This window comes from Desulfitobacterium sp. THU1, from assembly GCF_038181555.1.
GTDB lineage: Bacteria > Bacillota > Desulfitobacteriia > Desulfitobacteriales > Desulfitobacteriaceae > Desulfitobacterium.
This window is the reverse complement of the sequence record NZ_JBBWUA010000027.1, coordinates 21,062-34,918: the sequence shown is the minus strand read 5'-3', so window position 1 is coordinate 34,918 and position 13,857 is coordinate 21,062. Positions and strand designations below refer to the sequence as shown.

Here is a 13,857-nt window from a genome sequence, read left to right as displayed (position 1 = left end):
TGTCGGTCCAATTGCTCCATCTGCACCTGTAGCTCCTGTAGCCCCCGTCGATCCTGTCGGTCCGACTGTTCCATCTGCCCCGGTAGCTCCTGTGGCTCCCGTCGCTCCTGTCGGTCCGACTGCTCCGTCTGCACCGGTAGCTCCTGTGGCTCCTGTAGCTCCTGTCGGTCCGATTGCTCCGTCTGCCCCGGTAGCTCCTGTGGCTCCCGTCGCTCCTGTCGGTCCGATTGCCCCGTCTGCACCTGTGGCCCCTGTGGCTCCCGTCGTTCCTGTCGGTCCGACTGCTCCGTCTGCCCCTGTAGCTCCTGTGGCTCCCGTCGCTCCTGTTGGTCCGACTGCTCCATCTGCCCCTGTAGCTCCTGTAGCCCCCGTCGCTCCTGTTGGACCGACTGCTCCGTCTGCACCGGTAGCCCCTGTGGCTCCCGTCGGTCCGATTGCCCCGTCTGCCCCGGTAGCTCCTGTGGCTCCCGTTGCTCCGATTGCCCCGTCTGCCCCGGTAGCCCCTGTGGCCCCCGTCGATCCTGTTGGTCCGATTGCCCCGTCTGCCCCGGTAGCTCCTGTGGCTCCCGTTGCTCCGATTGCCCCGTCTGCCCCGGTAGCTCCTGTGGCTCCCGTTGCTCCGATTGCCCCGTCTGCCCCGGTAGCTCCTGTGGCTCCCGTTGCTCCGATTGCCCCGTCTGCCCCGGTAGCTCCTGTAGCCCCCGTTGCTCCGATTGCCCCGTCTGCCCCGGTAGCTCCTGTAGCCCCCGTCGTTCCTGTCGGTCCGACTGCTCCGTCTGCACCGGTAGCCCCTGTGGCTCCCGTCGTTCCTGTAACTCCGTTGACCGTCCATATCGGGTCGAGTTCTGCAGGTACTAAACGATGAGCTGTCGTCAGTTCTCCAGCAGCATCCTTCCCCCATGCGGAAATCTTTATGGCATCAGAACTAGTGAAAAAATTAAATTCAAATTCATCAAATTCGGCGAAGAAGGTCTTCGATGCAACCTCTCCAGAAGCTAGATCAAATAACTCCAAGGCATATTTTGTCTTCGTTGTCCCTGTCACGAAATATCCCTCTATTTGAATTGTTGCTTCAAGTACATCATCATTGGTTGCTTTTACTGTAAACGTTGTAGTTGGCCTAATACCAGATACTGGTGTGTTTTCAATCAAGCCGGTTGTTAATGAAGCCAATTTTTTCTCCCCTTTCATAGGTTTTATTGTACTCACTACTTCATACTATGCGGCTTGTACAGATAAGTTCCAAAAGAGAAGCTCTCGAAAATCTCTAATGATTGAATAATAAAAAACACCGCAACTCTTTGCGGTGTAATGTTTAATATGGAGCCGATGGCAGGACTCGAACCTGTAACCTGCTGATTACAAATCAGCTGCTCTACCAATTGAGCTACATCGGCTTGTCTTGCGACAGAACTTATAATAGCATAAGGCAAAAACTTTTTCAACATTAAAATCAATAAAAATTTTTCCAAGTGAATTTCTATCTTCAGAGTTAGCAAAGCAGGTTAGGGGTATACTAATTTCTAATAAAAGGGAGGGCAAATAATGAGTCCAACTTATGAAGAAATCTTCGGCCGCTTGGTCAAAGCCTCTTACCAGGGAAATCTTCAAGAGGAAATCGATGCTATCGAGTCTGCAGGGGATGAGCATACTAAACATTACGTTCAGTATGCCTTAGGCAAGGGCGACCCAGATAAGGTTGTGTTTCAAGTCAAATCTTGTGATATGGGAAGCGTTGATGAAAATCACAATTGCGAAGCGGCCTGCCTTTTTGATGCAGTGGTCCGTGATATGGAGGGCCATGTAGTCATTCAAGACCGTAACTGCACCCATTGTGGCGAATGTATTGAGACCTGCTCCCTCGATAGTTTAGTTGATAAAAAAGAATTCATCCCGCTTGTTGAACTTTTGCAAGGGAAGGAAGTTCCCGTCTACGCCATGGTCGCTCCCGCCATTATTGGGCAATTCGGCAGTGAAGTTACAATGGGTAAGCTCCGTGCGGCCTTGAAGCATTTGGGTTTTTACGGAATGGTGGAAGTGGCACTCTTTGCCGACGTCTTAAGTTTAAAAGAAGCCTTGGAATTTGATAAGCATGTTAAAACGGATAAGGACTTTGTTCTAACCAGCTGCTGTTGTCCGATCTGGGTGGGTATGGTCAAAAAAGTTTACGATAAGCTCGTCCCCCATATCTCCCCTTCTGTTTCCCCTATGGTGGCCTGCGGGCGTGGTATTAAACGTATGCATCCCTGTGCTAAAACTGTATTTATCGGCCCTTGTATTGCCAAGAAGGCAGAGGCCAAGGAGCCCGATATTCGGGATGCAGTGGATGCAGTCCTCACCTTTCATGAGCTCAAGCAGATTTTCGAAGCTACGGATATCCATCCTGAAGATATGGAGGATATCCCCAGTGAACACTCCTCTACCAGTGGTAGAATATATGCCCGCACCGGCGGCGTATCAAAATCCATCTCTGATACTTTAAACCGGATCCGACCGGATAAACCGGTGAAGATTAAGTCGATCCAGGCAGACGGAATCAAGGAATGCAAGGCTATGCTAAGCGACATTATGAACGATGATATTAGGGCAAACTTCTACGAAGGGATGGGTTGCATAGGCGGTTGCGTCGGTGGCCCCAAGGCTTTACTTCAAACCGACAAAGGTACTGCATTAGTAAACAATTACGGGGCGGCGGCCGATGCCCCGACTCCTGCAGATAACCCCTATGTCCTTGAGTTGCTTCAACAACTAGGAATCGATAGCGTGGAAGAGTTGCTAAGCGGGGAGTCGGCAGCAATCTTCCAGCGTACTTTCTGAATGGGACTTTTGAACGTGACTTCGTTAAGAGGCGATTTTGCCCTTGACAACGTTAGACAATTTGAATTTCAGGGAGGTCCAGACCATGGATACACAACAAAAAACAACCATCCCATCTAAACTAGCTGAAGAACCAGAATCCAACTCGGGCGGCCCCTCCACGGACCTAGCTAAAAATAAGAAAATGACCCTCCTTATGTTCAGTGGTGATTACGATAAGGCACTCGCTGGTTTAGTCCTTGCCAATTCCGGGCGGGAAATGGGCATGGATGTCACCATGTTTTTTGCTTTTTGGGGACTAACTCTAGTACGGGACCCTGGTAAAATGACTTTCGAAGATAAAACCCTTTTTGAGCAGATGTTTGGCTTGGTCACTCCCAAGGGAATCGAAGATTTGCCTCTTTCCCGTATGAATATGGCGGGGCTGGGTAAAGCCATGCTCAAAGAAATGATGGAAGATGATGACACTCCACCTCTTACCGCCTTTCTCAATGGAGCACGGAAAAAGGGCGTAAAATTCTATGGCTGCAAGCTCTCTGTGGATGTAATGGGCTTTAAGCAAGAAGAATTGCTCCCTGAAGTGCAGATCATAACCGCTACTGACTTTCTACAGGAGGCGTTAGAGTCTCAGATTCAGTTGTTTATTTAGTTTTTAATTCACACCCTTTGGACAACGTGAATAAGTTATAGCAGACAAGGCTATCTTCTTACGATCATTAGATTTCAAAAGGGTGGTGAAATTATGTTTGATTTCAATATTGAAGCCATTCCCCTTTCAAGCGTCATAGCCGCTGCTGTGGCTATTCTCTTAGCACTGAGAATTGTATTAGGAGGTCTAAGAGTTTTGCTCAGTGAATTGCTGTTGGGCTAGTATGAGTAATATCTTTTATGCGAGAAAAGGCCAAGACAATCCTTGGCCTTTTTCTTTGTGCAACTTACCCCCATTTTCTGCAACTAACCTCCTGACCTATTGATGGATTGCGACATGAGGATTATTCTTCTTGTAGAATCTAATCTTAGGAGGGTTCCTCAATGATGAGTACGGTCATTTTGCTCTTCGTTCTGAGCATAGAAATTGGTCTCGTCGTTTATTCACTAAAAACCAACTCCCAGCAAAACCGAGCGAAGCATATTATCCGCCTTGCCACCTTTGGTCTTTTTGCCTTACTCCTCGTCTTCCAAGTCATCCAATGGGGTTTTCAATGGATTCCTCTTTTTTTGGTATTACTCATCCAAGCGGTGCTGAGCGGGCTTTCCTTTGTGATAAAAAGCCCAGCTTCCGAAAAGCCTTTGAAAACAAAACGCGTCATCCTCACAACCTTGGGGCACTGCCTCTTCATGATCGCCGTACTTGTACCCGCTCTTATCTTCCCTCAATATAAAGCACTTCCGGTTTCAGGACCATACCCAGTGCAAACAGAAAGCTACACCCTAACCGACTCCTCTCGAATTGAAAGCTATGACGATACTGGTAGTTATAGAAACGTAACCATCCAGTTTTGGTATCCTGAAAATCACCAAGGGAACGAAACCTATCCTTTACTCCTCTTCTCCCATGGCTCTTTTGGTTTTCGTGGCAGCAATTATTCCACCTTCAAAGAACTAGCCAGTCATGGCTATGTGGTCGGCAGCATCGATCACACCTATCATGCCTTCTTCACGAAGCAGACCGATGGGAAGATGATCTTTGTCAATACTAACTTCATGAATGATGCCATCGCTATCCAATCCCAAACGAGTAAATACAATGAACAAGAGACCTATGAACTCACCCATCAATGGTTAAAACTAAGAAGTGAGGATATGAATCTGGTCTTAGATACCATCCTCGAAAATGTTAAAAAAGAGAATACAGCAGATGTCTACAGGATCATCGACCCTAAACGTATCGGTCTCTTTGGCCATTCCTTAGGAGGAGCCACCGCCGCTGACCTAGGAAGAAAGCGGACGGATATTGATGCCGTCGTCATCCTTGATGGGACCATGCTCGGCGAAGAAATTGATTATGACAATGGCCAAATGGTCTTAAATAAAGAGCCTTATCCTACCCCCCTCCTGGATATTTTCAATGAGGAACATTTTTCTGAGGCGTCGGCATTGGGGGAAAACTATGGTAATATGAAGGCAAACAAGCATGCTGTTGATGCTCGCCAAGTGGTTGTTGAAGGAGCCGGACATTTAAACTTTACGGATCTGCCCTTATTTTCACCGGTATTGGCTGGGATTCTAGGCACCGGGGATATAGATAGTCGCTATTGCCTTGAGACAATGAATGAGGTTGTACTCAATTACTTTGACTATTACCTCAAAGACTTAGGGGAGCTTAAGATCCAAGCAGTTTATTGATAAGCTACATGTTCAGGCGGCTTCCCATCCTTTCTATCAACAGGGTGTCTAAGGAATGAGGTTGCTTTCCCCATGAAGGTCAATGTGGAAACTATCGCTCAGACAGAAGAAGAACAGGTTTTGATCCAATGCCACGAAGTCACTGCGAGCATCACTGAGATTGTGGATTTCCTTAAATCTAGGGAAATCTCTATTGAAGCCTTCCACGGTCCGCAAATCTTCTATATATCCTTAAAGGATATATATTATATCGAAGCCGTGGACAACAAGGTGTTTGCTTATTTAGAAAGCAAGGTTTATGAACTTAAAAGCAAGTTATACGAATTGGAGTCCGGATATGAAGAAAGCCGCTTCTTTCGTTGCTCTAAATCGGTCATCGTAAATCTCATGAAGGTCCATTCCATTAAGCCCGCCCTCAATGGCCGATTCCTAGCGAAGCTAGCCAATGGGGAATCAGTCATTATCTCAAGGCAATATGTTCCCCAACTCAAGGAAAGGTTAAAAGGGTGCTAGCATGAGCTTAAGCGAATTTTTAAGGAAAAGCCTGATGAACTTTTTTATCATCGTGACCTGCGTCACCCTCGTCATCGGTGTCCTCGGTCTAATCTATGAGCCGGATCGACGTTTTGGTTATGAAGCCTATTTTTCACCCTTAATTTTTGGTTTGATTGGGGTGGTCCCTTCTTTCGTGACGTATTCGAAAAGGGAACCCACCCTTCGACAGATGATGATTCGAAAGATTTTCCAACTCTTTGTCCTGGAAGCAATGATCCTGTCCTTTGGTTACGGAATGGACATCATGTATGGTCCAATGATGTTCGCGGTTGCCGGAGCTGTGTTTGCTGTTTTTCTTCTCGTTCATTTCTTTTCCTATGCTATCGATTATAGGGAAGCAACACGATTAAACGCGGAGTTGAAGCTTTTTCAAGAGCGGTGAAAGGCTTATATATCCCTTGACACCCCTAGGTGGTATACTATTCTAGATAAGGCCTTGTATTAGATCTTGGTCGAATTGGAAAACTACATCAATATAGATACAAAAAGGAGATTAAAATTATTATGTCAACCTTTAAAGAACTCGGCTTATCTGAGCCATTACTTAAATCGGTGATTAATATGGGCTTCGAAGAAGCCACACCGATCCAAGAGCAAACAATACCCCTTGCCTTAAAAGGTAAGGATGTAATCGGTCAAGCTCAAACGGGTACGGGAAAAACAGCGGCCTTTGGAATCCCTTTGATTCAAAAAATCGCCGAAACATCGGAAGATATTCAAGGGATTGTACTTACCCCCACTCGTGAATTAGCAGTACAGGTCGCTGAAGAACTCAATAAAATCGGTCAGTTTAAAGGAATCCGCACGTTGCCGATTTACGGTGGGCAAGAGATTGATCGCCAGATTAGGGCGCTGAAAAAAAGACCCCATATTATTGTAGCGACACCGGGTCGTCTCATGGATCATATGCGTAGACGGACCATCCGACTCCAAAATATTAATATGGTTATTTTGGATGAGGCCGATGAAATGCTGAACATGGGTTTCGTAGAGGATATCGAAACCATACTTCAAGAAATCCCAGAAGCACGTCAAACCTTGCTGTTCTCGGCGACCATGCCAAGGCCAATCCAAATTCTCGCCCAAAAATTCATGAAAGATCCAGAGCTCATTAGCATAAAGGGCAAAGAGGTTACGGTTGCTAACATTGAACAAGATTACATTGAAGTACCGGAAAAGATGAAATTCGATGTTCTTTGCCGCTTGTTAGATATTCAATCTCCTGATTTATCCATTGTTTTTGGACGGACAAAAAGTCGAGTGGATGAGCTTTCCGAAGCCTTGAATAAACGGGGCTATTCAGCGGAAGGAATTCATGGAGATTTATCTCAGAGCAAACGGGATAGCGTCATGAGACAATTCAAAGACGGTTCCATCGAAGTCTTGGTCGCTACAGATGTTGCAGCTCGAGGGTTGGATATAAGTGGCGTAACCCATGTCTATAACTTCGATATCCCGCAAGATCCGGAAAGCTATGTGCATCGGATTGGTCGTACAGGCAGAGCGGGAAAAACAGGCCTGGCTGTAACCTTTGTCACCCCTCGGGAAATAGGTCATCTAAGGCTGATTGAGCAGCTTACCAAACGTAAAATAACCCGCAAAAATATTCCTACTATGATCGAAGCTATCGAAGTTCAGCAACGGGTTACCATAGAAAAAATACTACGCGTCATAGCAGAGGAAGACCTCCAAAATTATAAACACCTAGCCGAAAATTTATTGGAAGATACGGATTCGGTGACTTTGCTATCCGCAGCCTTGAAAATAATGACAAAGGAGCCTGTTCAGGCTGTAACCGAATTGACAGGAGTCGCCCCTTTACGAGTAAAAGGTAATCAAGGACGTCCCGATCAAGGTGGATATGCTAGGGATCGACGCGGAAGTTATCGCGATGGCGGACCCGGTGGAAACTATCGCGGCAGACAAGGCAAAGGAAATTCTCGTGGTAACTCAACGGGCACACGCGGCCATTCCGGAGCAGGTAGCCGTAACAGGGACAAATAATCGTAGACTTTAGACATAATTTATTGCAAAGGCCATTGCAACAGGATAAATTTCTGTTTGCAACGGCCTTTGTTACATTATACGTTTATCTCCTAAATAAAAAAAACACCGCAAATTTGCGGTGCCGAAATCCTACTGGAGCCAATGGTCGGAATCGAACCGACGACCTGCTCATTACGAGTGAGCTGCTCTACCCCTGAGCCACATTGGCATTTTTTTAACGACTGTAATTCTACCTGATTTTCTTTGGGAAGTCAACTGTCATAGACCGGGTCTTTGGTACTGTGATGTTTCAAGATCATGTGCACAGATGCTCGCCTATTCTCAATTATAAGCTCTATTTTTGCTTATTTGAGAAAATTCGTATATTTTGATGTCTATTTTTGTTGAAAAGATTGACTTTAAGCATGTCCCATGATACTTTTTTGTAAGAGTCAGGAAATAAAGTAATCAAAGCCATACAATAACTGGCGCTTTATCTTCTGGACTTGCGCAGTGAGAATCCCCAGACGTGGGGATTCTTTTCATTTTCACAAGGTCATGTTCCATTCAATGTATTAGACTTATGTACATAAAAAAATAAGACCCTGCCATTTCTGACAGGGGAAGAAAATATATATCTTCAAAGGAGGCTAAAAGGAAAAGGTATGGTTATATAATAGCCCATAAAAGTGAGCAATATGTTGCTAGTTTGTGAACGATTTGTGAAATGTTGTAGCAAATTACTGAAAAAATATCTATTCCACAGAATAGGATTGTACTTACTTTAATATCCCACCCTCACCGAGCGTAAGGATCTTGATCTAGCACTGACAATTCGCCCTAATATATCAATGAAAGTATCAATTTCTTCTTTAGTGTTGTAAAGGCCAAGGCTCACTCTAACCATTCCTGGATGAGGCAAGGAGGGATTAGCCATGTGTTGGTCCAGCTCCTGCTTAGAGATATGCAGAAGCCTCTGAACATAGGGTTGGGCACAAAAGCAACCATTGCGTACAGCGATTCCTCCCTCGCGAGCGAGAAGCTCGGCCACATCTTCATGAAATAGTCCTTCCACATTGAAGGGTATAACTCCAATCCTTTGCGAGAGTTGTTGTTGATTAAGAGGGATTCCCCCATAAAACACTAGGCCATCCATCCAACGCAGACGTTCATAGGCGTATCCCAATAATTCTTCTTCATGCTGTAACACCTTTTTCATGCCAAGAGCGCTTAGGGTCCGGATCGCAGCAACAAGGGCGACGACCCCCATCAGATTAGGCGTTCCGGCTTCTTCTTTATGAGGTGCATCCTCCCAAAGTATCCGGTCAGGCGTCACCAGTTGGGCTGTCCCTCCGCCCGTATAATCCGGAGCTCCTTGTTCAAAAAATGCCCGTGGACCAATCAAAACTCCGATTCCGAAGGGTGCATACATTTTATGGGCTGAGAAGGCTAAAAAATCAATATGTTCAGGGGAATGGCTTGGACGCATATCGACTGGAGCATGGGGAACTAGCTGAGCTCCATCGACGCAAATCTTTGCTCCATAACGATGGGCTAGTTCTGCAATCTTATGAATCGGATTTCGATGGCCTGTCACATTGGAGGCTCCGGAAACCGTCACCAGCTTGACAGCCCCTTGGTACCGCTCCAGTTTGGCCAAAAGATCGTCCATGCGTAAGCGGCCTTGTTCATCAACCTCTATGTAGTCGATAGAGAATTTTTCCCGCCATGGCAGAAGGTTAGAGTGGTGTTCCATCCAGGTAGTCAAAACGACGTCTCGCTTGTGCTTCTGGTAAAAACGATTGGCTAACTTGTTCAATGCTTCTGAAGCATTTTTTACGAAGATCACTACATCGGTTCGAGGATCTCCACCGACAAACTTGAGGACTTCTGTCCGGGCTTGCTCATAGATTTGAGAGGAGACTACAGATTTATACCCTGCTCCTCGATGTACCGATCCATACATAGGAGCAAAGCGATTGATTTCCTCCATGACAGATCGGAACGGTGGGGTGGTCGCCCCATTATCAAAGTTAATTCCTGTGATTGAACTTCCTGTAGCAAGGGGAACTTGGGTATCTAGACCAAGAAAAAGCTGGCCATAGTTCATTCTTTGTGTAAAAGGAAAAAAACGAAAGTTCATCCTGTAACCTCCTAAGTCATCGAATCGAATAGTCTTGCCTTATTTCTACCACTCCAGCATTATATGAAAGCACAAATCATTAGGTCATTGTCTTTAGGAGAAGGAAAACTATTCGATAATATCGAATTATGCAAATAAAGAGAGGTGAATTTATTGGAACCACAAAAAAGAGAAGACATGATGATTTTTGGTTTCTTCGGTATTGCCTTTGTTTGCCTTAACATCATTCTTCCGAATATGGACCAACGCTTTGCCAACAGTATGGAACTCACCTATGTGGTCAGTGCCTTTCTTGCTTTGGCAATTGGTTTTGCCTTTAATCGAGTTGTCCAACGTAATAGGAACAGGAAAGAAAAAGCCCTTGAGGAACTACGCGCAGCTGAAAAAGGAAAACACCCCAAACAAAAAGAAAAAAGGCAAAAAAGCTAGATCTTTCTCATTCTTGGTTGAATTTCGGTACTATTTTCCTATGGTAGATAAAATTGTTCCTTGAAATTAGACATGTTCCATGATATTTTGTCATAGTCAGGAGAAATGCCGCGTTTGCCTGATGTTGCGTAATAAATTCCTGGACGCAGGAATTTGTGACCAGTCTACTTCGTTACCCAAACAAGAAGTGGAGTTATGATTTTTCATAACTCCACTTCTTGTTTTTGAATGATTAGCCTTCCTTTGGGGAAAAATACTCCTTTAAGGAGGGTTAGGCTGTGCTGAATCGTCGTGAATTCCTCAAGCTTGTCGTCAAAGGAGCCATTTTAGGCAACTTTATCAGCTTAATAACCCCCGAATTAGAAAAAGCCTTAGCTCAAGGAGAAATTAAGAAAAAGCTCCCCATACTAATGGTGGAAACAGGAACCTGCACTGGAGATAGTATCTCTTTAGACAATATCTGGACACCGACCCTATCCGATATATTTACCAACATCACTGAATGGCGCTATGATTGGACCATGATGCAAAACCAAGGAGAGTCAGCCTATAGCGTCTTATTGGATATGGAAAAAAATCTGGCCCATGAATTCATACTCATTGTACAAGGGTCCATCATCCGTCGGGACGGTGGCCATTATAACTACGCAGGTTTAGAAAACGGCCAGCTGGTAACTGGGTTGGACCTAGTGCGCAGACTGGGCTTAAAAGCAAAATATATCGTGGCCATTGGTAATTGCGCTACCTATGGGGGACCTGCCTCCGGTTACCCTAACCCGAGCGATAGCACCGGTACGCAAACGATCTTACCTGAACGTCGCATCATCAATGTCTCCGGTTGCCCAGCCCACCCGGATTGGATTATGGGCACTCTCCTGCATTTGGCACTTTATGGAGAGCCTGAGTTGGAGAAATTTGGCCGCCCCAAAATGTTTTATGGAGAAACCATTCATAACAATTGCCCACGTCGTCGTTACTACGACCAAGGCATCTTTGCTACAGATATCGGACAGAAGGAATGCCTTTACCGGGTAGGCTGTAAAGGACCAGTCACCTATGCCGATTGCCCCATCCGGCGCTGGAATGACCGCTACAACTGGCCAATCGGCTGTAACTCTCCCTGCATCGGCTGCACGGAGCCTGGCTTTCCTGATCTCATGGAGCCTTTTACAAATCATTTTCCCGACATTCCCTTTCCCGGGGGAAGCCGAGCAGCAACGGATCGTATCGGCAGAGGGGTCTTAGGCTTAACTACCTTAGGTATAGTCGGGCACTTTCTAACCTCACTCTACAAAGGCCGCCTCCAACGCAATTTGATTCAGTCGACCACCAAAGGTAAGAAAAAAATCCGTTTAAAAAAAGCCAAGACCATACGCAATTATCGACCAAAGGAATCCAAGCCATGATTCCTAACCACAAGTGAACGAGGGAGTGAGCTTCTGGAAAAGAAGATTATTTTTCCATTTACCCGAATCCACAACCCAATGTTGGTGGAGGCTCATCTGGAAAACGGAGTGATCCAAGATGCCCTGATTGCGGACACCCTTTACCGAGGCTTTGAGCAAATTCTCGAAGGCCGATCCGCTTTTGACATGCCTTACTATACCCAGCGCATCTGCGGCATTTGCTCTTCTCTTCATGGTGTGGCGTCTTCCTTTGCTGTGGAACAAGCTTTGGGCATGACCGTACCACCGAACGGATTGATTCTCCGCAATCTCATTATGGGTAGTGATTTCCTGCAGAATCATCTCCGCCACTTCTATCTTATGAGCATGCCCGATTATTTTAAGGGTCCTGATATCCCCCCCTTCACCCCTCATTTAGAGGGAGACATCCGCCTTACTCCCCAGGAAGATCAACGCCTAACTGAGCATTACTTTAATTCCATAGAGATTTCTCGGAATGCGCACGCGGCTTTTGGTGTCTTCGGGGGCAAGGCTCCTCATGGACATGGGATTGTACCCGGAGGGTGCACCATGCACGTGGATGCCGATAAGATTAATCGCTATCGCGGTTATCTAATCACCATTCTTGAATTTATCAATAACGTGATGATTCCGGATGTGGAGTTTTTGGCCGAGCGATATCCTGAATACGTATATTTAGGCAAAGGAAACGGCAACTTCCTCTCTGTGGGTGGCTTCACCCAGCCTGATGGTAGTACCCTGTTTCCCCATGGGATCGTCCTTCAAGATAACCATCACCCCTTCGAAGATCGCTTTATTACGGAAGAAGTGACGACCGCTTGGTATGAACAAACCGGACCTATTCATCCTTGGCAAGAAAAAACTGTCCCCGACAAAAATCAGCCTCAAGGTTACACCTGGATCAAAGCGCCTCGCTATCAGGGACATGCTCTCGAGGTAGGCCCATTAGCTCGTGCCGTCGTGGCCAAGGAAAAAATTATCGGCTACGGGGCCATTGGCCGTCATTGGTCTCGGGTCATGGAGGCCAAGAAGATTGCAGAGGCAGCTATGATCTGGCTGGAACGCTTAGTTCCCGGTGCGGAGACCATAAACACCAAAGTGGAGCAGGAATCAGGGATGGGTATAGGTTATGTGGAGGCCATGCGCGGATCCTTGGGTCATTGGGTAAAAATCACCAAAGGGCGAGTCGATCATTATCAAATCATTACCCCTTCCACTTGGAACTATAGTTCTCGAGACGAAAAGGGAAATTGCAGCGTCGGAGAATTTTCCATTCGCGGGCTCAAGATTGAACATCCAGAATTGAAAGAAGCCGGCAGAGTCATTCGCTCCTTTGATCCCTGCTTTTCCTGCAGTGTCCACCTTATTGATGGCGAGCGTCTCCGCACCCTCAACGTACGAGTATAATAGGCTGGAGGTGAAGCCATTGAATAAAGAAAAACACCAAGTATGTCAACCTCAGCCCCAACTTCGCAAGCCAGTCCAGAAGGAACTTCAAAAGGGCAAACTATTGGATGTACTGGTCCCAGGCTTTCCAGCCCCTGTGCGAGTCTTTCATTGGGGATTTGCCCTTTCCCTAACCGGAATTCTTCTTACCGGTCTGGTGCTTCATCAACCCCTACCCTTTCTTGCTTTCCCCTATGCTAAGGTTTTTGTGGCGCATGTGAGCTTTGGCTGGCTGGCATCAGCCTTCTTCATTTTTCGTTTAGTGGATATGATCCTGCGTAAGGATAAAACCCTTTTCCCCTCCTGGCAGGATTTTAAAGATATTCCGAGTCTTTTTGCTTATTATTTTTATCTACGACCGACTCTTCCTTCCCAAGGGTTTTATAATCCCGGGCAAAAGGTGATCTTTAGCAGTTGGTTTCTTCTTTTCCCTTTTCTGTTCTTCATCTCCCTAGCCTCTTACTGGGCAGGAGAACATCTTGACTGGGTAATACAGCTCTTAGGAGGACTTCAAATCCTGCGCATGATCAAGTATACTGGGGCTATCTACTTTAGTACCACAATTCTACTCCACGGCTACCTAAGCACTACCTCAGACCTCAGTCGTCTGCAGTCCATGGTTACTGGTTGTGAGCAGAAAAAACCCTAAAAATTTCCGTTCATAATCCCTTTATAAAATGATACATTTTGTGTCACGATTGGGTATAA

Annotated in this window: 13 protein-coding genes and 2 tRNA genes; 11 read left to right on the top strand and 4 right to left on the bottom strand. The window is 46.0% G+C overall.

Annotation, left to right across the window (positions count from 1 at the left end; genetic code table 11):
- The coding region (locus AAC978_RS15325; protein ID WP_341548940.1) for a hypothetical protein at positions 1-1,173 on the bottom strand (1,173 nt) is incomplete at its 3' end.
- A gap of 148 nt (positions 1,174-1,321) precedes the next feature.
- A tRNA-Thr gene (locus tag AAC978_RS15320) sits at positions 1,322-1,397 on the bottom strand.
- Positions 1,398-1,545: 148 nt separating this feature from the next.
- Between AAC978_RS15320 and AAC978_RS15315 the strand changes: the two genes are divergently transcribed.
- From AAC978_RS15315 to AAC978_RS15285, 7 genes are all read left to right on the top strand, one after another.
- Entirely contained in the window at positions 1,546-2,817 is a 1,272-nt protein-coding gene (locus tag AAC978_RS15315; RefSeq protein ID WP_445900319.1) for a [Fe-Fe] hydrogenase large subunit C-terminal domain-containing protein, read from the top strand.
- Between the two features lie 85 nt (positions 2,818-2,902).
- The gene (locus AAC978_RS15310; RefSeq protein WP_445900318.1) at positions 2,903-3,466 is read left to right on the top strand and encodes a DsrE/DsrF/DrsH-like family protein; all 564 of its coding nucleotides are present in this window, start codon (positions 2,903-2,905) and stop codon (positions 3,464-3,466) included.
- Between the two features lie 93 nt (positions 3,467-3,559).
- The gene (locus tag AAC978_RS15305) at positions 3,560-3,688 is read left to right on the top strand and encodes a hypothetical protein (RefSeq protein WP_341548939.1); all 129 of its coding nucleotides are present in this window, start codon (positions 3,560-3,562) and stop codon (positions 3,686-3,688) included.
- Positions 3,689-3,849: 161 nt separating this feature from the next.
- Positions 3,850-5,163, top strand: coding sequence for an alpha/beta hydrolase family protein (locus tag AAC978_RS15300; RefSeq protein WP_341548938.1), 1,314 nt, complete (start codon positions 3,850-3,852; stop codon positions 5,161-5,163).
- Positions 5,164-5,235: 72 nt separating this feature from the next.
- The gene (locus AAC978_RS15295; protein WP_341548937.1) at positions 5,236-5,676 is read left to right on the top strand and encodes a LytTR family DNA-binding domain-containing protein; all 441 of its coding nucleotides are present in this window, start codon (positions 5,236-5,238) and stop codon (positions 5,674-5,676) included.
- Positions 5,677-5,710: 34 nt separating this feature from the next.
- Positions 5,711-6,100, top strand: a complete 390-nt coding sequence (locus AAC978_RS15290; protein WP_341548936.1) for a DUF3021 family protein — start codon at positions 5,711-5,713, stop codon at positions 6,098-6,100.
- A 122-nt stretch (positions 6,101-6,222) separates the two neighbouring features.
- Positions 6,223-7,722, top strand: coding sequence for a DEAD/DEAH box helicase (locus AAC978_RS15285; RefSeq protein WP_341548935.1), 1,500 nt, complete (start codon positions 6,223-6,225; stop codon positions 7,720-7,722).
- A gap of 136 nt (positions 7,723-7,858) precedes the next feature.
- Here the strand turns inward: AAC978_RS15285 and AAC978_RS15280 are convergent.
- Positions 7,859-7,933 (bottom strand) — tRNA-Thr (locus AAC978_RS15280).
- Between the two features lie 555 nt (positions 7,934-8,488).
- Entirely contained in the window at positions 8,489-9,847 is a 1,359-nt protein-coding gene (locus tag AAC978_RS15275; protein WP_341548934.1) for an aminotransferase class V-fold PLP-dependent enzyme, read from the bottom strand.
- 153 nt (positions 9,848-10,000) lie between these two features.
- Between AAC978_RS15275 and AAC978_RS15270 the strand changes: the two genes are divergently transcribed.
- The 4 genes from AAC978_RS15270 to AAC978_RS15255 all read left to right on the top strand — a co-directional run bounded on the left by AAC978_RS15270 (position 10,001) and on the right by AAC978_RS15255 (position 13,798).
- A complete protein-coding gene (locus AAC978_RS15270; RefSeq protein ID WP_341548933.1) occupies positions 10,001-10,276 on the top strand; it encodes a hypothetical protein in 276 nt (91 codons plus the stop codon).
- Between the two features lie 278 nt (positions 10,277-10,554).
- Positions 10,555-11,682, top strand: coding sequence for a hydrogenase small subunit (locus AAC978_RS15265; RefSeq protein WP_341548932.1), 1,128 nt, complete (start codon positions 10,555-10,557; stop codon positions 11,680-11,682).
- 78 nt (positions 11,683-11,760) lie between these two features.
- On the top strand, positions 11,761-13,110 hold the full coding sequence (locus tag AAC978_RS15260) for a nickel-dependent hydrogenase large subunit (protein ID WP_341548931.1): 1,350 nt from the start codon (positions 11,761-11,763) through the stop codon (positions 13,108-13,110).
- Positions 13,073-13,798 carry a cytochrome b/b6 domain-containing protein gene (locus AAC978_RS15255; protein ID WP_445900320.1) on the top strand — a complete coding sequence of 242 codons (726 nt, stop codon included), beginning with the start codon at positions 13,073-13,075 and terminating at the stop codon, positions 13,796-13,798. Before AAC978_RS15260 ends, AAC978_RS15255 begins: the two co-directional genes overlap by 38 nt.
- Positions 13,799-13,857 lie beyond the last annotated feature (59 nt).

Excerpts from the sequence above, each read along its gene's own strand:
- AAC978_RS15260 (WP_341548931.1), top strand. The coding sequence starts at position 11,761 with ATGTTGGTGGAGGCTCATCTGGAAAACGGAGTGATCCAAGATGCCCTG.
- AAC978_RS15255 (WP_445900320.1), top strand. The coding sequence starts at position 13,073 with ATGGCGAGCGTCTCCGCACCCTCAACGTACGAGTATAATAGGCTGGAG.
- AAC978_RS15285 (WP_341548935.1), top strand. The coding sequence starts at position 6,223 with ATGTCAACCTTTAAAGAACTCGGCTTATCTGAGCCATTACTTAAATCG.
- AAC978_RS15295 (WP_341548937.1), top strand. The coding sequence starts at position 5,236 with ATGAAGGTCAATGTGGAAACTATCGCTCAGACAGAAGAAGAACAGGTT.
- AAC978_RS15300 (WP_341548938.1), top strand. The coding sequence starts at position 3,850 with ATGATGAGTACGGTCATTTTGCTCTTCGTTCTGAGCATAGAAATTGGT.
- AAC978_RS15315 (WP_445900319.1), top strand. The coding sequence starts at position 1,546 with ATGAGTCCAACTTATGAAGAAATCTTCGGCCGCTTGGTCAAAGCCTCT.
- AAC978_RS15275 (WP_341548934.1), bottom strand. The coding sequence starts at position 9,847 with ATGAACTTTCGTTTTTTTCCTTTTACACAAAGAATGAACTATGGCCAG.
- AAC978_RS15310 (WP_445900318.1), top strand. The coding sequence starts at position 2,903 with ATGGATACACAACAAAAAACAACCATCCCATCTAAACTAGCTGAAGAA.
- AAC978_RS15305 (WP_341548939.1), top strand. The coding sequence starts at position 3,560 with ATGTTTGATTTCAATATTGAAGCCATTCCCCTTTCAAGCGTCATAGCC.
- AAC978_RS15290 (WP_341548936.1), top strand. The coding sequence starts at position 5,711 with ATGAACTTTTTTATCATCGTGACCTGCGTCACCCTCGTCATCGGTGTC.